General features: G+C 69.0%; 19 protein-coding genes, 1 tRNA gene and 1 pseudogene. 12 read left to right on the top strand and 9 right to left on the bottom strand.

Going from position 1 to position 20812, the window contains the following annotated elements; translation table 11 throughout:
- Positions 1-66: 66 nt before the first annotated feature.
- Together D9C15_RS04035 and D9C15_RS04030 are read right to left on the bottom strand one after the other, a co-directional pair.
- A complete protein-coding gene (locus D9C15_RS04035) occupies positions 67-1686 on the bottom strand; it encodes a phosphodiester glycosidase family protein (RefSeq protein ID WP_164886638.1) in 1620 nt (539 codons plus the stop codon).
- Between the two features lie 646 nt (positions 1687-2332).
- Positions 2333-3640 (bottom strand): replication-associated recombination protein A, encoded by a 1308-nt coding sequence (locus D9C15_RS04030; RefSeq protein WP_127996159.1) that lies wholly within the window; start codon positions 3638-3640, stop codon positions 2333-2335.
- A gap of 153 nt (positions 3641-3793) precedes the next feature.
- Between D9C15_RS04030 and D9C15_RS04025 the strand changes: the two are divergent.
- The 6 genes and pseudogenes from D9C15_RS04025 to D9C15_RS04000 form a co-directional block, all read left to right on the top strand.
- Positions 3794-4369: pseudogene (locus D9C15_RS04025) on the top strand (AAA family ATPase); the annotation flags it as partial.
- A 247-nt stretch (positions 4370-4616) separates the two neighbouring features.
- A complete protein-coding gene (locus D9C15_RS04020) occupies positions 4617-5540 on the top strand; it encodes a branched-chain amino acid ABC transporter permease (protein ID WP_127996158.1) in 924 nt (307 codons plus the stop codon).
- A 13-nt stretch (positions 5541-5553) separates the two neighbouring features.
- Positions 5554-6639 carry a branched-chain amino acid ABC transporter permease gene (locus tag D9C15_RS04015; RefSeq protein WP_127996157.1) on the top strand — a complete coding sequence of 362 codons (1086 nt, stop codon included), beginning with the start codon at positions 5554-5556 and terminating at the stop codon, positions 6637-6639.
- 13 nt (positions 6640-6652) lie between these two features.
- Positions 6653-7429 carry an ABC transporter ATP-binding protein gene (locus tag D9C15_RS04010; protein WP_127996156.1) on the top strand — a complete coding sequence of 259 codons (777 nt, stop codon included), beginning with the start codon at positions 6653-6655 and terminating at the stop codon, positions 7427-7429.
- Positions 7430-7442: 13 nt separating this feature from the next.
- A complete protein-coding gene (locus tag D9C15_RS04005) occupies positions 7443-8156 on the top strand; it encodes an ABC transporter ATP-binding protein (protein ID WP_127996155.1) in 714 nt (237 codons plus the stop codon).
- A gap of 67 nt (positions 8157-8223) precedes the next feature.
- Entirely contained in the window at positions 8224-8727 is a 504-nt protein-coding gene (locus tag D9C15_RS04000; RefSeq protein WP_127996154.1) for a hypothetical protein, read from the top strand.
- 11 nt (positions 8728-8738) lie between these two features.
- Here the strand turns inward: D9C15_RS04000 and D9C15_RS03995 are convergent, their stop codons facing one another.
- Entirely contained in the window at positions 8739-9710 is a 972-nt protein-coding gene (locus D9C15_RS03995; RefSeq protein WP_127996153.1) for a Bug family tripartite tricarboxylate transporter substrate binding protein, read from the bottom strand.
- Positions 9694-10737, bottom strand: a complete 1044-nt coding sequence (locus D9C15_RS03990; protein WP_127996152.1) for a CDP-6-deoxy-delta-3,4-glucoseen reductase — start codon at positions 10735-10737, stop codon at positions 9694-9696. Before D9C15_RS03990 ends, D9C15_RS03995 begins: the two co-directional genes overlap by 17 nt.
- A gap of 66 nt (positions 10738-10803) precedes the next feature.
- On the opposite strand from D9C15_RS03990, the gene D9C15_RS03985 reads away from it, so the two are divergent.
- Positions 10804-11706 (top strand): NAD-dependent epimerase/dehydratase family protein, encoded by a 903-nt coding sequence (locus D9C15_RS03985; RefSeq protein WP_127996151.1) that lies wholly within the window; start codon positions 10804-10806, stop codon positions 11704-11706.
- Between the two features lie 85 nt (positions 11707-11791).
- Here the strand turns inward: D9C15_RS03985 and D9C15_RS03980 are convergent, their stop codons facing one another.
- Entirely contained in the window at positions 11792-12817 is a 1026-nt protein-coding gene (locus D9C15_RS03980; protein WP_127996150.1) for a S1C family serine protease, read from the bottom strand.
- A gap of 205 nt (positions 12818-13022) precedes the next feature.
- Between D9C15_RS03980 and D9C15_RS03975 the strand changes: the two genes are divergently transcribed.
- Positions 13023-13445, top strand: a complete 423-nt coding sequence (locus D9C15_RS03975; protein WP_205854719.1) for a c-type cytochrome — start codon at positions 13023-13025, stop codon at positions 13443-13445.
- 18 nt (positions 13446-13463) lie between these two features.
- Here D9C15_RS03975 and D9C15_RS03970 read toward each other — a convergent pair whose 3' ends face one another.
- On the bottom strand, positions 13464-14051 hold the full coding sequence (locus D9C15_RS03970) for a rhomboid family intramembrane serine protease (RefSeq protein ID WP_127996149.1): 588 nt from the start codon (positions 14049-14051) through the stop codon (positions 13464-13466).
- Positions 14052-14103: 52 nt separating this feature from the next.
- A tRNA-Leu gene (locus D9C15_RS03965) sits at positions 14104-14190 on the bottom strand.
- 94 nt (positions 14191-14284) lie between these two features.
- Between D9C15_RS03965 and cysM the strand changes: the two genes are divergently transcribed.
- The 3 genes from cysM to D9C15_RS03950 are packed head-to-tail and all read left to right on the top strand — an operon-like array spanning position 14285 to position 16002.
- Positions 14285-15214, top strand: a complete 930-nt coding sequence (gene cysM, locus D9C15_RS03960) for a cysteine synthase CysM (RefSeq protein ID WP_127996148.1) — start codon at positions 14285-14287, stop codon at positions 15212-15214.
- Positions 15211-15753 (top strand): NUDIX domain-containing protein, encoded by a 543-nt coding sequence (locus tag D9C15_RS03955; protein ID WP_127996147.1) that lies wholly within the window; start codon positions 15211-15213, stop codon positions 15751-15753. The genes cysM and D9C15_RS03955 overlap by 4 nt, the downstream gene beginning before the upstream one ends.
- Positions 15754-15774: 21 nt before the next feature.
- Positions 15775-16002, top strand: a complete 228-nt coding sequence (locus tag D9C15_RS03950; protein ID WP_127996146.1) for a sulfurtransferase TusA family protein — start codon at positions 15775-15777, stop codon at positions 16000-16002.
- On the opposite strand, the gene galU is transcribed toward D9C15_RS03950, so the two are convergent.
- Positions 16003-16869, bottom strand: coding sequence for a UTP--glucose-1-phosphate uridylyltransferase GalU (gene galU, locus D9C15_RS03945; RefSeq protein WP_127996145.1), 867 nt, complete (start codon positions 16867-16869; stop codon positions 16003-16005).
- A 68-nt stretch (positions 16870-16937) separates the two neighbouring features.
- Between galU and D9C15_RS03940 the strand changes: the two genes are divergently transcribed.
- Positions 16938-17915 (top strand): NAD(P)-dependent oxidoreductase, encoded by a 978-nt coding sequence (locus D9C15_RS03940; protein WP_127996144.1) that lies wholly within the window; start codon positions 16938-16940, stop codon positions 17913-17915.
- Here D9C15_RS03940 and D9C15_RS03935 read toward each other — a convergent pair.
- Positions 17857-20694 carry a valine--tRNA ligase gene (locus tag D9C15_RS03935; protein ID WP_127996143.1) on the bottom strand — a complete coding sequence of 946 codons (2838 nt, stop codon included), beginning with the start codon at positions 20692-20694 and terminating at the stop codon, positions 17857-17859. The genes D9C15_RS03940 and D9C15_RS03935 overlap by 59 nt on opposite strands.
- Positions 20695-20812: the final 118 nt, after the last annotated feature.

The raw sequence follows: 20812 nt of genomic DNA, 5'->3' as shown, positions 1-20812 counted from the left end.
GCGGGCGCTTGCGGTGCCCAAGACGTCCCTTCAAACGTCCCAGCACTTGAAAGTCTCAGCAGTGGCTCACCAGCCCGGGTAAGAAACCTTCAAGCCGTAGGCAATGTAGCGCATCGTGCCGTACTTAACGAAGTACAGGCCGCCAAGCGGATTTTTCAGCGCGCCGTCTACAGCCATTGCGGCACTAGGACCACCGTCCATGCGAATGGCATTGTTGACACCCATTGCTTTGAAGACTGCGCATAGCTCTGCTGCCGAGGTCTGACCATCGGTGGTCGATGACATGAAGATGAGGCGGCCACCGGAGGTGTTGCCCACCGCCGTCCAGCGACTCGATGTCGTGTCCGTCGAGCAGACGCCGTTCTTGACGATGGAGGTCGATGAGCTGACGTAGGACAATGAGTTCGAGATAACGCCAGCGGCTCCGTTGTCGACCCAGGACCACGCAGTGCCTGTGGCTGGCATCAACATCACGCGCTTGTTGCCATGCGGCGAGAAAGTGTTGCACGCGTTGTAGGGCGGCGACGGGTAGTCTTGGCAGGACCCGCCGAGGGCCAAGTTGTCGCCAAGGCCCGTGGCAAAGTTGTGCACATGGCCGTCAGCCAGTCCGGTTTGCCCGGTCGACGTGCCCTCGTCGCCTTGCCAATAGAAGCCATTCGTCATGACTTGGGTGTTCGGCGACCAAGAGGTGATGCGTACCAAAGGGAGGCGCGGCGGAAGATACGAGGGCGGGGCCGAAGTGCCCACCTTCGGGGAGTGCTTCACCGTGAAACGCTCTCTCGAATCCGCCATGTTTGTGACGGTGATGTGCACGTAGGGTGCAATAGTCGTGCACCAGTTTAGGTAGGTCGTGCCAGTAGCAGTCAGCCCGTTCGCGATGTTTTGTTGGTTCTGCGGATAGGCGAGTTGGTCGGCGCAGTTGCACCATCCGTACTGATTGCAGGCAGCCGCAGCTGCAGCCGCGGTACCAGCATCGGAGGTGAGCGCTTCATCCGTGGTCGCGGTGGACGACTGCTTGTCCGACTGCGCAGCTCGAGGCGTTCTGGGGACGGTCCCGGTTGCATTGATTTCAATGCTCATGGGACCGCTCGCTCGTGCGGCCTGCGTTTGCGCCTGTGATGCGAGGCTACCGCCTGGTGGGACGGCCTGCGGCCTGGGGCTCGGAGGCGCTTGATTTGACAGCGTCGCCGAAGCAGCCCGAGCGATGACTGGCAACTGCACCGTCGCGGGCTTCGTCAACGGCACTGGCGGATAGATGTCGACGAGGGGGTAGTCATCCCCCGTGTCATGGACGCCGACCAAGAAGACCTGCGGCGCATTGGTAGCGCCGGCAGGAATGGCAAGACTCACCCCTTGCGGCAGCCTGACTGTTGTTGCGAACTTAGGGTTGTAGAAGAACGACGTGCCTTCGGGCTGGACGTAGTTCGACGCGGCAGCGACGGGAACATAGCCCGCGCCTCGCCTTTGTACGACGACGAGGACATCGCCGCCCTTGAAGCCCTTCTCAAGCTTCAATGGCTCAGGAAGGGCGATGCTCCCCTGCAGAACTCCCTGACCCGCAGAGGACTTGAACCGGACGCTCACGATGTCTGAATAGGGCACCTCGAGCTCCGCAACGGTAGTGCTGGTGCCGTTAACCGTGCTCGAGACCGTCACGCTGCTCGGGGCGCCGGATTCATAGCACATGGCAGTCGTACACAGTGCGATTCCCGCGAGGCGGGCGGTCTCGTTTGCGCTGACCTCATTGGATGTGAGGCTCAGCCTAAGGCGGGTGAAGCCATCTCGCGGGGCGGCCGATGCTGCAAGCGTACTGACAACCGTAGACGCGGTAGGCGTCTGGGTCGTTTGGGCCTGCACAACACAAGTCGCCGCCACAAGGCTTGCGGCCAAGATTCTTTTTCTCATCACTATCTCCCGAATGTTGATGCAACTCGAAGAAACACGCGAGTACAGCCAGGCTGGTCCGTGAGCACTCTCCGAGCGAGCTGCCATTGCAGTCATCGCCTTTGCCGAGGGCCAGAGTCTGAAGTTCAGCGGAGCCCACTCGCCGGCGGGACTCTACCGGCGAAAGCGCTCATTACCATCCCAATGAGGCGCCAGATACTTCCTGTTGCGCGTGTCATGTGTCTGGCTCATGACGGAGTCTGCGGTCCAGGGGTGAACGGTTGATGAGGTCCGTGTGCATTGCGCGTGAAGACGCGTGGTTTGAGGCACACGCACTACTGTCGCGGCCCCCTTCACCAATCATGCTGTTTGCGCGCGGCCGAATCATGCATCCGCGTGCTGAGCCGTCCTGGGCCCACTCGGCCTCGCGGTGAATGGCTCGCCGGGGCTACTCCTTGGGCTTCTTCGCGGCTGCATCTAGCGACTGCAACCAAAGAAGCTTCTCGCTCAGCTTGATTTCCAAGCCACGGTCCGTCGGCTGATACCAATGCGGCGATGCGATGCCCTCGGGGAAGTACGTCTGCCCGGCGGCGTAGGAGTTGGGCTCGTCATGCGCATAACGGTACTCCGCGCCGTATCCCATCTCTTTCATGAGCTTCGCTGGCGCGTTGCGCAAGTGCAGGGGAACAGGACGGCTGCCATCCTGCTTGACGAATGCCTTGGCTTGGTTCCAGGCGACGTAGGACGCGTTGGACTTTGGCGCCAGCGTCAGGTAGGTGACCGCTTGGGCTAGTGCAAGCTCGCCTTCTGGAGACCCCAACCTGTCGTAGGCCTCGGCGGCGTTCAGCGCAAGCTGAAGCGCCCTCGGGTCGGCGTTGCCAATGTCCTCGCTGGCCATGGCAATCATGCGGCGGGCAACCTGGCGCGCATCACCACCGCCGTCCAGTATTCGGGCTAGCCAGTAGAGCGCTGCGTCCGGCTGTGAGCCTCGGAGCGACTTGTGGAAGGCTGAGAGCTGCCAGTAGAGCTCGTCGCCCCCCTTGTCGAAGCGGCGCAACGACGGGCTGGTAGACGACTTGGCGAACTCGCCAGAGGCAACGCTCAGACCGGCTCCTGATGCTGCCGTGGCTACCTGCTCGACCAGGTTCAGAAAGCGTCGCCCGTCGCCGTCGGAGAATCCCTTCAGCAGAGCGAGAGCGTCGGCATCGAGCGTCACACCTTGGAGGTGAGGCAGTGCGCGTTCGTAGAGCTGTTGCAGCTCATCGTCGGCCAAGGGTTGGAGGGTGTAGACCTGTGCTCGCGATAGCAGCGCGTTGTTGACCTCCATCCCTGGGTGCTCAGTAGTCCCGCCGACAAGCGTCAAGAGCCCAGACTCAACATGAGGCAAGAGGGCGTCCTGCTGTGCTTTGTTGAAGCGATGTATCTCGTCGACGAATAGCACGGTCGACTTGCCGTCGCGGTCTAACGCCGCCTGTGCGTCTTCGATGGCTTGGCGAATGTCCTTCACGCCAGCGAGCACGGCCGAGATAGCGATGAAGTTGCTGCTGGTGGCACTGGCTGCGAGCCTGCCGAGGGTCGTCTTGCCGACGCCTGGAGGTCCCCACAGGATGAACGAGTGCAGCTTCTTCGCTCCGAATGCCAGGCGCAGCGGCTTCCCGGGCCCGAGCAGATGCTGCTGCCCGACGACCTCGTCGAGCGTCTGTGGGCGAATGAGCTCCGCGAGTGGTGGCTTCGGGGCGTTTGTGAAGAGGTCCATGAGACTGCGAGTATCGACTGCTCTTATTAGATGGGAAGAGCTGACCGAGCCTCAAGATGAACTCTCATCTAAGAGCAAACCTCTTAGATGAAGCGCTGAGCCGCATACAGACTCGTTCTGGGATACTCATCTATTGATTCGCTCCGTATAATCTACGACACCATCTCGGCGCTGCACAAGGCGGTGCGCGGCAGCGACCCGGATGCCGCGCTGTACTGGTTCGTGCGCATGCTCGACGGCGGGGTCGACCCGCGCTATGCGGCGCGCCGCCTGGTGCGCATGGCGGTCGAGGACATCGGCCTCGCGGACCCGCGGGCGCTGCGCCTGGCACTGGACGCGGCCGAGACCTACGAGCGACTCGGCTCGCCCGAAGGCGAGCTGGCGCTGGCCGAGTCGGTGGTCTACCTCGCGGTGGCGGCCAAGAGCAACGCGGTCTACACCGCCTACAAGGCGGCGCGCGCCTTCGTCGCCGCCGACGGCACGCGGCCGGTGCCGCTGCACCTGCGCAATGCGCCGACGAAGCTGATGAAGTCGCTCGACTACGGCCGCGGCTACCGCTACGCGCACGACGAGGAGGGCGCCTTCGCAGCCGGCGAGACCTACTGGCCCGAAGACCTGCCCGAGCCGCCGGCCTTCTACCGGCCGGTGGCGCGCGGGCTGGAGATCCGCATCGGCGAGAAGCTGGAGGAGTTGCGCCGATTGAACGAGGCGGCGAAGAAAGCTCGGTGAACCCCCGAGTTTGCGCTTGATCCGCCGGATTGCATGGTGGAAATTCCGGGGCTTCTCGCTAGTAGCGGGCCCCTAGAATCTCGCCCCGGCGCTCCTGCCTCCCGCATGCTGGGCCCGCTGCAGACCGCGGCGGGCTTTTTGCTAAGGGGGTGAAGGCGCCCACGTTCCGGATGCGACCCGTCCGGCGCGACGAGGCCGCCGCCACGAACACAAGGCGGCCCGATCCACAACGCAGGAGATCCCCCTGATGGACATCTTCATCCAGCAGATCATCAACGGTCTGGTGCTCGGCAGCATGTACGCGCTGGTCGCCCTCGGCTACACGATGGTCTACGGCATCATCAACCTGATCAACTTCGCCCACGGCGACGTGCTGATGGTCGGCGCGCTCGTCAGCTGGACGGTGGTCACCGCGCTGTCGGGCTCCGGCCTGCCGGGCTGGCTGCTGATGCTGATCTCGCTGGTCGCAGCCATCGTCGTGTGCTGCGCACTCAACTTCTCCATCGAGAAGATCGCCTACCGGCCCTTGCGCAACGCGCCCCGGCTGGCGCCGCTGATCACCGCGATCGGCATGTCGCTGATGCTGCAGACGCTGGCGATGATCGTCTGGAAGCCCAACCCCAAGCCCTATCCGCCGCTTCTGCCCAACGACCCGATCGACCTCGGCGGGCCGGTGATCAGCGTGACGCAGATCCTGATCCTGGTGGTCACCGGCGTCATCCTGGCCGGGCTGCTGTGGCTGGTGCACCGCACCAAGCTCGGCCGCGCGATGCGCGCCACCGCCGAGAACCCGCGCGTGGCCGCGCTGATGGGCGTGCGCCCCGACATGGTGATCTCGGCCACCTTCATCATCGGCGCCGCGCTCGCGGCCGTGGCCGGCGTGATGTGGGCGGCCAACTACGGCACGGTGCAGCACTCGATGGGCTTCCTGCCCGGCCTGAAGGCCTTTACCGCGGCGGTGATGGGCGGCATCGGCAACCTCGCCGGCGCGATGGTCGGCGGCGTGCTGCTCGGGCTGATCGAGGCGATCGGCGCGGGCTACCTCGGCGCGCTGACCGGCGGCGTGCTGGGCAGCCACTACGCCGACATCTTCGCCTTCATCGCGCTGATCCTGGTGCTGACGCTGCGCCCCTCGGGCCTGCTCGGCGAACGTGTCGCGGACCGCGCCTGAACGGGGAGCCGAGATGAAGAACAAGCTGATCGTCTTCCTGATTGCCGGCCTCGCGCTGGTGGCGCTGCCCCTCTTCGCGCAGCAGTTCGGTGCCGGCTGGGTGCGCATCATGGCGCTCGCGCTGCTGTACGTGCTGCTCGCGCTGGGCCTGAACATCGTGGTCGGCTACGCCGGCCTGCTGGACCTCGGCTTCGTCGCGTTCTACGCGGTCGGCGCCTACATGTACGCGCTGCTGGCGAGCCCGCACCTGAGCGAGAACTTCCCCGGCTTCCAGGCCATGTTCCCGAACGGGCTGCACACGCCCATCTGGCTCGTGGTGCCATTGGCCGCGGGGCTCGCGGCGATCGCCGGCGTGCTGCTGGGCACGCCGGTGCTCAAGCTGCGCGGCGACTACCTGGCCATCGTCACGCTGGGCTTCGGCGAGATCATCCGCGTGTTCATGAACAACCTCGAGCACCCGGTCAACATCACCAACGGCCCGCGCGGGCTGGACCGCATCGACCCGATGAACATCTTCGGCTTCAGCTTCGGCAAGCCGGTGGACATCGGCGACTTCCGCATCCCGTCGGTGACCTTGTACTACTGGCTGTTCCTCGCGCTGGTGGTGCTCAGCGTCATCATCTGCCACCGGCTCGAGACCTCGCGCATCGGCCGCGCCTGGATGGCGATCCGCGAGGACGAGATCGCCGCCAAGGCGATGGGCATCAACACCCGCAACATGAAGCTGCTCGCCTTCGGCATGGGCGCCACCTTCGGCGGCGTCTCGGGGTCGATGTTCTCGGCCTTCCAGGGCTTCGTCTCGCCGGAGTCGTTCAGCCTGATGGAGTCGGTGATGATCGTCGCGATGGTGGTGCTCGGCGGCATCGGCCACCTGCCCGGGGTGATTCTCGGCGCGGTGATGCTGGCGGCGCTGCCCGAGGTGCTGCGCTACGTGGCCGGGCCGCTGCAGCAGATGACCGACGGGCGGCTCGATGCCTCGATCCTGCGCCAGTTGCTGATCGCTACCGCGATGATCGTGATCATGCTGCTGCGCCCGCGCGGCCTGTGGCCGACCCCCGAACACGGCAAGGCCGCGGCCGTGCCGACCCCGGTGAAGTGAGGAGGGCCGCACCATGACCCAACCGCAACTCAAGGTGGCCGGCGTCTCCAAGCGCTTCGGCGGCCTGCAGGCGCTCTCCGACGTCGGCATCACCATCATGCCGGGCCAGGTGTACGGCCTGATCGGCCCGAACGGCGCCGGCAAGACGACCTTCTTCAACGTGATGACCGGGCTGTACACGCCGGATTCGGGCAGCTTCGAGCTCGGCGGCGAGCCCTACAAGCCCACCGCGGTGCACGACGTGGCGCGCGCGGGCATCGCGCGCACCTTCCAGAACATCCGGCTGTTCGCCGAGATGACGGCGCTGGAGAACGTGATGGTCGGCCGCCACGTGCGCACCCGCTCGGGGCTGGGCGGGGCGATCTTCCGCACGCCCGGCTTCAAGGCCGAGGAGGCGGCGATCGCCGCGCGTGCCCAGGAACTGCTCGACTACGTCGGCATCGGCCGCTACGCCGAGTACAAGGCGCGCACGCTCAGCTACGGCGACCAGCGCCGCCTGGAGATCGCGCGTGCGCTGGCCACCGACCCGAAGCTGATCGCGCTGGACGAACCCGCCGCCGGCATGAACGCCACCGAGAAGGTGGTGCTGCGCGAGCTGATCGACCGCATCCGCAACGACGGCCGCACCATCCTGCTGATCGAGCACGACGTGAAGCTGGTGATGGGCCTGTGCGACCGCGTGACCGTGCTCGACTACGGCAAGCAGATCGCCGAGGGCACGCCGGCGGAGGTGCAACGCAACGAGAAGGTGATCGAGGCCTACCTCGGCGCCGGACACCAGGCGCATTGAGGGGCACGCTTCCATGGCAAACACATTGCTCGAGGTCAGCGGCCTGAAGGTCGCGTACGGCGGCATCCAGGCCGTCAAGGGCGTCTCGTTCGAGGTGCGCGAGGGCGAGCTGGTCAGCCTGATCGGCGCCAACGGCGCCGGCAAGACCACCACGCTGAAGGCCGTCACCGGCACCCAGCCGGCCGGCGCCGGCGAGATCAAGTTCCTCGGCCGCAGCATCAAGGGCCAGGGTGCGTGGGACCTGGTCAAGCAGGGCCTGGTGATGGTGCCGGAGGGGCGCGGCACCTTCACGCGCATGACCATCGTCGAGAACCTGCAGATGGGTGCGTTCGTGCGCGACGACGCGGAGGTCGAAGCCGACATCGACAAGGTGTTCGCCATCTTCCCGCGCCTGAAGGAGCGCGCCAAGCAGCTCGCCGGCACGATGAGCGGCGGCGAGCAGCAGATGCTGGCGATGGGCCGCGCGCTGATGGCCAAGCCCAAGGTGCTGCTGCTGGACGAGCCCTCGATGGGTCTGTCGCCCATCATGGTCGACAAGATCTTCGAGGTGGTGGCCGACATCCACAGCCGCGGCACGACCATCCTGCTGGTCGAGCAGAACGCCAGCCGCGCGCTCGGCCTGGCGAACCGCGGCTACGTGATGGACTCAGGCGAGGTCACGATGACCGGCGAGGCCAAGGCGCTGCTGGCCGATCCGAAGGTACGCGCGGCCTACCTGGGCGAGTAGCCGCACGGCGCTTCCTGACGCGGCGCCCGCCGGCACGTCGAACCGGCATCGTCGCCAAGGAGTCGCCATGAACCTGATCCGTCTCGCCGCGCTGTCGACCGTGCTGCTCGGCGCCCCTTCCGTGGGCGCCCAGACCCTGGTGGGGCAGCCCATCGCCGACGAGAAGCGCACGCTGCGCGCCTGGGCGCGCCAGATCGAGTGCGAGCAGCCGGCCGGCGACGCCCGGCGCCTGGACGGCCGGGTGCGCGGCCAGGCCTTCCGCGTCTACACGATGAACTGCAACTTCGTCGGCGGCAACGCGCAGTGGGCGGCGATGATGCTCGGCTTCCACGACGGCCAGCGCTACACCCGCGCGGTGGCCTTCACGGGCGGGCTGACCCCCACCGGCAGCCCGACGCTGCGCGACGGCCGCCTGGGCTACGACGCGCTGGTGGCCAAGCCCGAGGACGCCCGCTGCTGTCCCTCGGGCAAGGCGCGGGTCGAGATCGACATGGCAACGCTGGTGCGCACCACGCGGACGATCGGCTTTCGTGGCAACTTCCCGCCCGAGCGCGCGCAGGCGCTGCGCTGAACGCGGGCCCGTCAGTCCGCCTTCGCGCCGCTGCGCTTGACCACGCCTTCGTACTTGGCGAGTTCCGCCTTGACGAAGGCAGCGAACTGCTCCGGCGTGGTCGGCATCGGCGCGGCCATCAGGCCGGCCAGGCGCGCCTTCAGCTCCGGGGTGCCGAGCGCGGCGACGAAGGCGTGGTTCAGCCGCTGCGTCACCTCGGCCGGCAGCCCGGCCGGGCCGAACAGGCCGAACCAGGTGTGGATGTCGAAGCCGGCGAGCGGGCCGCCGGCCTCCGCGATGGCCGGCACCTCGGGCATCACCGGCGACCGCTTCGCGGTGGTGACGGCCAGCGCGCGCAGCTTGCCGGCCTTGATGTTGGCCGAGGCCGCGGCGAGGTTGTCGAAGTTCAGGTCCACCTGGCCCGCCAGCAGCGCGAGCTGCGCCGGGTTGCCGCCGGCGTACGGGATATGGACCATGAACACACCGGCCTGCGCCTTGAACATCTCGCCGGCCAGGTGCCCGGCGCTGCCGTTGCCGCCCGAGCCGTAGTTGAGCTTGCCCGGGTTCGCCTTCGCGTAGGCCATCAGGTCGGCCACGCCGCGCACGCCCAGGCGATCTGCCGTGGCCGGGTTCATCACCAGCACGTTGGGCACCTGGGCCACGCCGGTCAGCGGCGTGAAGTCGCGCAGCGGGTCGTAGGGCAGCTTCGCGTACAGCCAGGGGTTGATCGCGTGGGTGGCGACGGCGCCCATCACGATGGTGTTGCCGTCCGGCGCGGACTTGGCGGCCAGGTCGGCGCCGAGGTTGCCGCCGGCGCCGGGACGGTTGTCGACGACCACGGTGCCCAGGCTGTCCTTCACCGCCTCGGCGAGCGCGCGCGCGACGATGTCCAGCGGCCCGCCGGGCGGGTAGGGGACGATGAGACGGATCGGCTTGGCTTGCGCCATCGCCGGGAGCGCCAGCGCCGAAGCGCCGGCCACGAGAACCTCACGCCGTCGCGCCATGCTTGTCCGCCTCCGAGGTGAAGCTGTCCGCGTAGAACTCGTCCTCCGGCAGGCCGCATTGCGCGACGAAGTCGCGCTTCGCCGACTCCACCATGATCGGCACGCCGCAGGCGTAGACCTGGTGGCCGGAGAGATCGGGCAGGTCTTCCATCACCGCGCGGTGCACGAAGCCGGTGCGGCCGGCCCAGCCGTCCTCCGGCGCGGGCTCGGAGAGCACCGGCACGTAGCGCAGGTTCGGCAGGCGCTGCGCGGCCCGCTCGGCCCAGTCGTTCAGGTACAGGTCGACGCGGCGCCGCGCGCCCCAGTACAGCACTGCCGGGCGCGTGATGCCCTTGAACTCGAGCTGCTCGATGATCGCCTTGATCGGCGCGAAGCCGGTGCCCGAGGCCAGCAGCACGATCGGCCGGTCGCTGTCCTCGCGCAGGAAGAAGCTGCCGAACGGGCCTTCGAGGCGCAGGATGTCCTTCTCCTTCATCGCACCGAACACATGGTCGGTGAACTTGCCGCCGGGCATGTGGCGCACGTGCAGCTCGATGGACGGCTTGTCGGTCTGCGTGTGCGGCGCGTTGGCCATCGAGTAGCTGCGCCGCGCGCCGTCGCGCAGGATGAATTCCACGTACTGGCCGGCGTGGTACTTGAGCGGGTCGTTGGCCGGCAGCTGCATCTGCAGCACCGCGACGTCCGGCGCCACCTTGTCGATCGACATCACGCGCGTGGGCATCTTGCGCACCGGGAACTCGCCGGCACCGGGCACGGTGCGGGCCTCGATCACCAGGTCGGTCTGCGGCGCCGCCCGGCAGGTGAGGATCAGCCCGGCGTCCTCTTCCGCTTGCGAGAGCGCCTTGAGCTGGTGGGTGCCGTGGATCACGCGGCCCTCCAGCAGGCGGCTCTTGCACGAGCCGCAGGCGCCGTCCTTGCAGCCGTAGGGCAGGCCGATGCCCTGCCGGATGGCGGCGACGAGCACGGGCTCGTCGCGCTCGACGCTGAAGCTGCGCCCGCTGGGCTGCACGGTGACGGTGAAGGACATGGTGGGGGACTCGTAGACTTCGCGGGCGGTCACGCGACCGCAGCCCGCCATTCTGCCCGCGACTGCATGCCCTCTGCCCGTGCCACCTTGCCCGCTTTCGGCGCGCTGCGCCTGCTGATCGTCGGCTGCGGCGACGTGGGCTTGCGGGTCGCGCGGCGCCTGCGCGGGCGGGTGCGGCTGCTGGCCCTCACCTCCGACGCCGGGCGCAACGCCGAACTGCGCGCCGCCGGCATCGTGCCGCTGCACGGCAACCTCGACGACCCGCGTTCGCTGCAGCGCCTGGCCGGCCTGGCCGACGTCGTGCTGCACCTCGCGCCGCCGCCGGCGCAGGGCGCCGGCGACCCGCGCACCGCCGCGCTGCTGCAGGCGCTGGCGCGCCGCGGCCGGCCGGCGGCGATCGTCTACGGCAGCACCACCGGCGTGTACGGCGACTGCGGCGGCGAACGCTTCGACGAGACCCGCGCCGTCGCGCCGGCCACCGACCGGGCGCGCCGGCGGGTCGACGCCGAGCGGCGCCTGCGCCGGCACGCCCGCCTGACCGGCACACGCGTGACGATCCTGCGCATCCCCGGCATCTACGCCGGCGACCGGCCGGGCGGCCATCCGCGCGAGCGCCTGGCGCGCGGCACGCCGGTGCTGGTGAGCGCGGACGACGTGCACACCAACCACATCCATGCCGAGGACCTGGCGCGCGCCTGCCTGGCGGCGCTGTGGCGCGGACGGCCGCAGCGCATCGTGCACGCCAGCGACGACACCGAGCTGGCGATGGGCGACTACTTCGACCGTGCGGCCGACCTGTGCGGCCTGCCGCGCCCGCCGCGCATCACGCGCGGCGAGGCGCAGCGCACGCTGTCGCCGATGCTGCTGAGCTTCATGAGCGAATCGCGCCGGCTCGACAACCGGCGGCTCAAGCGCGAGCTGCGCTTCGCCTTCCTCTACCCGACCGTGGACACCGGGCTGCTGGCCTGACCATTTGTGAACGGAGATCTCCGCCGCCGGGCCGCCCCAAGGCGGACGGCGCCCCTCGGGGGCAGGAGCAGAGCGACTGGGGGGTTCAGATCCCTTGCGGCTTGCGCAGCGTGGTCATGCGGTCGACGGTGTGCACCGTGAGCGTCTGCGTCTCGTCGCCGCGCCGGATCACCAGTTCCACGTCGCGCTCGGCCGCGTCTTTCCAGAGGCGCTTGTAGAAGGTCTCGAGCGCGCCGACCTCGGTGCCGTCGATGCGCAGGATGCGGTCGCCCGGCTGCAGGCCGGAGCGTTCGGCCGGGCTGTCGCGCGTGACGCGCACCACCTGCACCGCGCCCTCGTTCTCGGCGCAGTTGACGCCCAGCCAGGCACGATGGCTCTGGCGCGAGGCGCCGCGGCTGCGCAGCTCGGACAGGATCGGCGGCAGCAGGTCGACCGGCACGAACAGGTTGCCCGGTAGGCGCCCGGCGGCTGGGCCCAGCGCCTCGCTGACCACCAGCGAGCCGATGCCCAGCAGCTCGCCGTCGAGGTTGAACAGGCCGGCGCCGCTGTGGTCGCCGCGCGCCGGCACCGTGAACAGGGCCTGCTCGAGGTGGTACTCCCAGTAGCCCGAGAACGGCCGGCGCGACACCAGCCGGGCGAGGCTCAGCTCGCCGTCGTCCCCGCCGCTGGCCACCATCAGCGGCTCGTCCAGGTCGGCCGCTTCGGCGCGGCCCAGGCGCACCGGCGCGATGCGCAGCGGCGCGAGCGCCTGCAGCAGGCCGAAGCCCGAGGCCTGGTCGTAGGCCACCACCCGTGCCGGCACGACGCGCCCGTTGTCCAGCAGCAGGTCGACGCGCTCGGCCTCGAGGATCAGGTAGCCGATGGTCAGCACCAGCCCGTCGTCGCCGATCAGCACGCCGGAACCCTGGCGCACGCGGCCCAGCGAGGCGATCGAGCCGGCGTCCTCGACGGCCAGGCTGACCACGCCGACCATGGCGGCCTGGGCGCGCGCCAGCGCCGCGGTCTTGTCCGGCAGGGCAGAGGTGCCGTCGGCAGGGATCTGCGCCGCGGCCGCGGCGCCGACCAGGGCAAGTGCGAAGGGGAGCAGGCAGCGGCGGATCAGGTCAGGCATCGCGATCTCCCGCAGGGGCGCAGGCAGCCAGCATGGACCTTCGCGCCATCCCTGCGCCGGTGAGGGGCATTGCCGCACCGCGCGGGACTTGCCGCGTTGCGTGTGCTCAACGCGACAGGGCCGGACGCCGGCTACAAGTCCACACGAAGCCGTGCAGGCCTGGGTGCCGCCGGCATCGCAGGACGATGACCCCGAGGAGAAGCTGATGACATGCGTGAAGACCGTCGCCGCCATGGCGGCATCGCTGCTGCTGGCGGGCACGGTGACTGCCGTGCAGGCCCAGGTGAAGCCCGATGCCGGCAAGCGCGAGTACGACGCCAGCTGCGGCGTCTGCCACGGCGCGGACGGCCGCGGCAACGGCTCGTACGTCGAGTTCCTGAAGCGCAGCCCGCCGGACCTCACGCAGCTGCAGAAGCGCAACGGCGGCGTGTTCCCGATCAGCCGCGTCTACGAGGTCATCGACGGCGCCGGGGTCGGCCACGGCACGCGCGAGATGCCGATCTGGGGGGATCGCTACCGGCTCCAGGCCGCCGAGCACTACGTCGACATGCCCTACAACGACCAGGCCTACGTCCGCACCCGCATCCTCGCGCTGGTCGAGTACCTGAGCCGGCTGCAGGCGCGCTGAGGCGGCGCGAGCGGCCGGTCAGCGCCGCCCGAAGGGCCCCTGGCCGCGCCAGTGGCGGATCATCAGCCAGCCGCCCAGCATGCCGCCGAGGTGCGCGAAATGCGCCACGCCGCCGGTGGGCGAGTAGACGCCCAGGGCCAGTTCCAGCACACCGAACACCACCACGAAGGTCTTGGCCTTCATCGGGATCGGCGGGATCAGCAGCATGATCGTCCGGTTCGGGAACATCATGCCGTAGGCCAGCAGCAGGCCGAACAACCCGCCCGAGGCGCCGACCGTCGGTGCACCGCCGAACAGCAGACCCACCACGAGCTGCGTCAGCGCGGCCGTCAGCACGCTGGCGAAATACAGCTGCAGGTAGCGCTTGCCGCCCCACAGCCGCTCGAGCTCGGAGCCGAACATCCACAGGCCGAGCATGTTGAAGAACAGGTGGCCGAAGCTGCCGTGCAGGAAGGCGTAGGTGCCGATCTGCCAGGGCATGAACGCGCTGCCCAGCGGCCACAGCGCGAACCAGTTCGTCAGCAGGCCGCCGAGCAGCACGTCCAGCGCGTAGATCGCGACGTTGGCGAGGATCAGCGCTTGGGTCAGGGGCGGCAGCGGCGGCATGCGGTGGGTCGTCGTCGGTCGCGGTGGGCGCATCCGGGCGATGCGTGGAGCCTGGTGCCGGAGACCGGAATCGAACCGGTACGAGGTTGCCCTCGGCAGATTTTGAGTCTGCTGCGTCTACCGATTTCGCCACTCCGGCCGGTGGAGCGCGCTCGGGCGCGAAGGGGTCGGATTATGGCACGCACCCTGCGAGGCGCCGGCCGGCCTGAGACAATGCGCCGCGAGGAGATTCCATGCGCGCTTCCAAAGCCCCGGCGCCCCCGCGCTACCCCACTCTCGAGGACGTGATCGGCCAGACGCCGCTGGTGCGGCTGCAGCGCGTGCCCGGCGCCGAGAACGAGCGCCGCGGCAACGTGATCCTCGGCAAGCTCGAGGGCAACAACCCGGCCGGCTCGGTGAAGGACCGGCCCGCCATCAGCATGATCCGGCGCGCCGAGGAGCGCGGCGAGATCAAGCCCGGCGACACGCTGATCGAGGCCACCTCGGGCAACACCGGCATCGCGCTGGCGATGGCCGCGGCCATCCGCGGCTACCGCATGCTGCTGATCATGCCGGAGGACCTGTCGATCGAGCGCGCGCAGACCATGAAGGCCTTCGGCGCCGAACTGGTGCTGACCCCGCGCTCCGGCGGCATGGAGTACGCGCGCGACCTGGCCGAGCAGATGCAGAAGGAAGGCAAGGGCCGCGTGCTCGACCAGTTCGCCAACCCCGACAACCCGCGCGTCCACTACGAGACCACCGGCCCCGAGATCTGGCGCGACACCGCCGGACGCATCACGCATTTCGTCAGCGCGATGGGCACCACCGGCAGCATCACCGGCACCTCGCGCTTCCTCAAGGAGCAGAACCCGGCGGTGCGCGTGGTCGGCGCGCAGCCCGCCGAGGGCTCGCGCATCCCCGGCATCCGCAAGTGGCCCGCCGAGTACCTGCCGAAGATCTACGACCCGACCTGGGTCGACGAACTGGTGTTGGTCGGCCAGTCCGATGCCGAGGAGATGGCGCGCCGGCTGGCGCGCGAGGAGGGCCTCTTCGCCGGCATCTCGGCGGCAGGGGCCTGCTGGGTGGCGCTGCAGATCGCGAGGCAGGTGGAGGGCGCGACCATCGTCTTCATCGTCTGCGACCGCGGCGACCGCTACCTCTCGACCGGGGTGTTCCCGGCGTGAGCGCCGCGTTCGTCTACTGCCCGGCCTGCGCAACCCCGCTGCAGCGGCTGGTGCGCGAGGAGGATGCCGGACCGAAGGAACGCCTGCGCTGCCCGGCGTGCGACTGGACGCACTGGAACAACCCGACGCCGGTGCTGGCCGCGGTGGTGGAGTGTGCGGACCGCGGCGGGCAGATCCTGCTGGCGCGCAACGCCGCGTGGACGCAGCGCATGTTCGCGCTCATCACCGGCTTCATGGAGGCCGGCGAGTCGCCGGCCGAGGGCATTGCGCGCGAGGTGGCGGAGGAGACCGGCCTGGCGGTTGACGCGGTGCACCTGATCGGCGTCTACGACTTCCAGCGCATGAACCAGGTGATCATCGCCTACCACGTGGTGGCACGCGGCGAGGTGCGCCTGTCTCCCGAACTGGCCGAATACCGGCTCTACACGCCAGAGACGGTGCGCTGCTGGCCTGCCGGCACCGGGCAGGCGCTGGCGGACTGGCTGCGTTCGCGCGGGCACGAACCGGTGTTCCTCGAGGGGCCGCCGCGTGCGGCCTAGAATGCGGCGCGGGAGACTCACATGGACGCGCAGAAAGAGATCGACACCCGCGGGCTGAACTGCCCGCTGCCCATCCTGAAGGCCAAGAAGGCGCTGGCCGACATGAAGAGCGGCGAGGTGCTCAAGGTCGTCGCCACCGACCCGGGTTCGGTGCGCGACTTCCAGGCCTTCGCGCGCCAGACCGGCAACGAGCTGGTCGAGCAGTCCTCGGCCAACGACGAGTTCGTGCACTACCTCCGGCGGCGTTGATCAGAGCTTGAGCGACTTCAGGTAGTCGCGGAAGCCCGCGCCGAGTTGCGGGTGCGCCAGCGCCAGTTCGACGTTGGCCTGCAGGAAGCCCTCCTTGCTGCCGCAGTCGTAGCGCTCGCCCTCGTAGCGGTAGGCGAACACCTTCTCGCGGCGCAGCAGCCCGGCGATGCCGTCGGTCAGCTGGATCTCGCCACCGACGCCACGCGGCTGGTTCGCGATCTCATGGAACACACCCGGCGTGAGGATGTAGCGACCGGCTACGCCGAGGTTGGACGGCGCCGCTTCCGGCGCCGGCTTCTCGACGATGCGCTGCACGTCGACCATGCGGTCGTCGACCGGCTTGCCGGCGACGATGCCGTAGCGGCGCGTGTGCTCCGCCGGCACTTCCTGCACGGCGATGATCGAGGCGCGCCATTCCTTGAACTGCTCGGCCATCTGGGCGAGCACCGGCGGCGAGCCGACCATCAGGTCGTCGGCCAGCAGCACGGCGAAGGGATCGTTGCCCACCAGGCGCTGGGCACACAGCACCGCGTGGCCGAGCCCGAGGGCCTGCGGCTGTCGCACGTAGATGCACTCCATGTCGTCGGGCTTGACGCCGTGGACCACCTCCAGCAGCTCCTGCTTGCCCGCCTGTTCGAGGGCTACCTCGAGCTCCAGCGTCATGTCAAAGTGATCCTCGATCGGCCGCTTGTGGCGCCCGGTCACGAAAATCATCTCGCGCACGCCGGCCGCGTACGCTTCCTCCACGGCATACTGGATGAGGGGCTTGTCCACGATCGGCAGCATCTCCTTGGGCTGTGCCTTGGTGGCCGGCAGGAAGCGGGTGCCGAGGCCGGCTACCGGGAAGATCGCCTTGCTGACTTTCATTGCTGCAGTATCGTGATCGCGTTGGATTCATTGTCACACGCCCGCCAGGCGGGCCGTCACCCCGGCGCATGAAGCTGTTGATCGTCGAGCCCCTCGAGGCGGAGATCATGCAGTGGCTCGAGTCGCGCCACGAGGTGCGATTCGCGCCCGAGCTCGCACTCGACCCGCGCGCGCTGCGCCAGGCGCTCTACAACGTGCGCGCGATGATCGCCCCGCCGTCCGCTCCGGTGGATGCGCAGACGCTGCACAGCGCGCCGCTGCTGCGCGCCATCGGCCGCGTCAGCGCCGGCCTCGAGAACATCGACCTGGACGCCTGTGCGCGTGCCGGCGTCGAGGTGGTGCGCAGCCTCACCGCCACCGCGCAGGCGGAGGCCGAGTTCATGATCGGCGCGCTGCTGTCGATGCTGCGCCGGGTGCCGGTGGTCGGCACCGACGGGCTGCTGGTCGGTCGCGAGCTGGGCTCGGCGACGGTCGGGCTGATCGGCATGCCGCCCGCGGCACGCTCGATGTCGGCCCTGCTGGCGGCCTTCGGATCGAAAGTAGTCGGCTACGACCCCTCGCTGCACGCGAGCGACGGCGTGTGGGAGCGCTGGAAGGTCCAGCCGCTGCCGCTGCGCGAGCTGCTCGAGCGCTGCGATGCGGTGTGCGTGCAGCTGAGCTACTTCAGCCGCTACCACGGGCTGCTGGGCGAGCGCTTCCTGCCGCACTGCAAGCCCAACCAGGTGATCGTCTGCACGGCCCACTCGGGCCTGTTCGACGATGCCGCGCTGGCGCGCGAGCTGGCCGGCGGGCGCATCGCCGCGGCCTGGTTCGACAGCCTGGAGCCCGGCGCGCTCGACCCGGGCCGCCCGCTGGCCGGCATCTCGACGCTGCAGGTCACTCCCTGCGTGGCCAGCACGACGCGCGAGTCGCGCCTGCGCAGCGCCTGGGCGGTGGCGCGCCGCATCGACGAACTGATCGCCGCCGCGCCCGCCACGCCGCGCGAGTTCAGGCCGACGGAGCCAGGCGTGCCGACTGATCTCGCAGACGGTCCCGCGTCGCCGTGAGTTCGGCGATGCGCTGACGCACCTGGGCCACCACCTCGGCCGGCGCGCGCGCGACGAAGCCCTGGTTGGCCAGCTTGCCGCTCTCGCGCGCCAGGTCGGCCTCGACCTTGGCGATCTCCTTGGCTAGGCGCTCGCGCTCGGCGTCGAGATCGATCTCCACGTGCAGCGCCAGCCGCGTGGCGCCGCGCACCACCACCGGCAGGTGGCGCGTGGCGGCGGCGAAGCCTGCCTCGTCGTCGAACACCTGCACCTCCGCGAGCTTGGCCAGCGCGGCCAGCACCGGCGCGGCCGAACGCACGAAGTCCGCGTCGCCGCAGGCGCGCAGCGGCACGCGCTGGCCCGGCGGCAGGCCCATCTCGCTGCGCAGCGCGCGGCAGGCACCGGCGAGTTCCTTGAGCCGGGCGACCCAGGCGTCGGCCGCCGGATCGACCTTCTCCAACTGCGCCTGCGGGTAGGCGGCGCGCACGATGCCGCCGTCGGTGGGCCGGCCGGCCACCGGCGCGACGCTCTCCCACAGCTCCGCGGTGATGAACGGCGCGACCGGGTGCAGCAGGCGCAGCACCGTCTCGAGCGTGCGGATCAGCGTGCGGCGCGTGGCGCGCTGCTGCGCTTCGTTGCCCTGGGCGATCTGCACCTTGGCGATCTCGATGTACCAGTCGCAGTACTCGTCCCACACGAAGCTGTAGATCGCGTTGGCAACGTTGTCGAGCCGGTAGTCGGCGAAGCCCTGCGCCACCGCGGCCTCGACCCGCTGCAATTCGCCGGCGATCCAGCGGTCGGCCGATGAGAAGCTCATGTAGCCCTCGAAGGTGCCGCCCGGCGCGCACTCGGCCTTGGTGTGTTCCTTCAGCCCGCAGTCCTGCCCCTCGCAGTTCATCAGCACGAACTTGGTGGCGTTCCAGAGCTTGTTGCAGAAGTTGCGGTAGCCCTCACAGCGCTTGGTGTCGAAGTTGACGTTGCGGCCCAGCGTCGCGTAGCTCGCCATCGTGAAGCGCAGCGCGTCGGCGCCGAACGCAGGGATGCCCTGCGGGAACTCCTTCTCGGTGTCCTTGCGCACGCGCGGCGCGGTCTCGGGGCGGCGCAGCCCGGTGGTGCGCTTCTCGAGCAGCGGCGCGAGCGCGATGCCGTCGATCAGGTCGACCGGATCGAGCACGTTGCCCTCGCTCTTGCTCATCTTGTGGCCGTGTGCATCGCGCACCAGGCCGTGGATGTAGACGTGGCGGAAGGGCACCTGGCCGGTGAAGTGCACCGTCATCATGATCATCCGGGCGACCCAGAAGAAGATGATGTCGAAGCCGGTCACGAGCACGGTCGACGGCAGGAACAGGTCCTGCTCGAGCGTCTTCTGCGGCCAGCCGAGCGTGGAGAAGGGCACCAGGGCCGAGGAGTACCAGGTGTCCAGCACGTCCGGGTCGCGCGTCAGCGGCCCCGTGTAGCCCGCCGCGGCGGCGCGCTCGCGCGCCTCGGCCTCGCTCCTGGCAACGAACAGCTCGCCGCCGCTGCCGTACCAGGCCGGGATCTGGTGGCCCCACCAGAGCTGGCGCGAGATGCACCAGTCCTGGATGTTCTTCATCCACTGGTTGTAGGTGTTGATCCACTGCTCGGGCACGAACTTCACCGAGCCGTTCTCGACCACCTCGATGGCCTTGGCGGCGATGCTCCGGCCGTCCTGGCCCGGCTTGCTCATCGCGACGAACCACTGGTCCGTCAGCATCGGCTCGACCACCTGGCCGGTGCGCGCGCAGCGCGGCACCATCAGGCGGTGCTTCTTGGTCTCGACCAGCAGGCCGAGCGCCTCCAGGTCGGCCACCACCTTCTTGCGCGCGACGAAGCGGTCCAGCCCGCGGTAGGCAGCGGGTGCGTTGTCGTTGATCTTCGCGTCCAGGCTCAGCACGCCGATCATTGGCAGGCCGTGGCGCTGCCCCACCGCGTAGTCGTTCGGGTCGTGCGCCGGCGTGACCTTCACGACGCCGGTGCCGAACTCGCGGTCGACGTAGGCATCGGCGATCACCGGGATCTCGCGCTCGCACAGCGGCAGGCGCACGGTCTTGCCGATCAGCGCGGCGTAGCGCTCGTCCTCGGGGTGCACCATCACCGCGGTGTCGCCCAGCATGGTCTCGGGGCGCGTGGTGGCCACCACCAGCGCGCCGGAGCCGTCGGCCAGCGGGTAGGAGATGTGCCAGAGGAAGCCGTCCTCCTCCTCGCTCTCGACCTCGAGGTCGGAGACGGCCGACATCAGCACCGGGTCCCAGTTGACCAGGCGCTTGCCGCGGTAGATCAGGCCCTCGTCGTACAGACGCACGAAGGTGTCGGTGACGATGGCCGAGAGCTTCTCGTCCATCGTGAAGTACTCGTGCTCCCAGCTCACGCTGTCGCCGAGGCGGCGCATCTGGCGCGTGATGGTGGCGCCCGAGCTGTGTTTCCAGTCCCACACATGCTTCAGGAAGGACTCGCGGCCGAGGTCATGCCGGTTCAGGCCCGCTTCCTGAAGCTGGCGCTCGACGACGATCTGCGTGGCGATGCCGGCATGGTCGGTTCCCGGCAGCCACAGCGTGTTGAACCCGCGCATGCGGTGGTAGCGCGTCAGCGAGTCCATGATCGTCTGGTTGAACGCATGGCCCATGTGCAGCGTGCCGGTCACGTTGGGCGGCGGCAGCTGGATGCTGAACGAGGGCCGGGCCGGGTCCAGCGTGGGCCGGAAGGCGCCGGAGGCTTCCCAGGCGGCGCTCCAGCGGGCCTCGATGTCGGCCGGTTCGAAGGACTTGGCGAGTTCGGTCATGGAGCGCTCAGCACGGCGTCCGGCCGTGCAACAAGGGGGCAGGCACGGCATCGCGCCGTGAAACAGGGTGCAAGCAGGGGAGGCCGGATTGTAGGTGCAGCGCTGTCCCTGCTAAGGT

Origin of the sequence: Piscinibacter defluvii, assembly GCF_004011805.1 — a bacterium.
GTDB classification, from domain to species: domain Bacteria; phylum Pseudomonadota; class Gammaproteobacteria; order Burkholderiales; family Burkholderiaceae_C; genus Piscinibacter; species Piscinibacter defluvii.
Note: the sequence above shows the minus strand (reverse complement) of the source record. Positions and strands in the feature narration are given on the sequence as shown.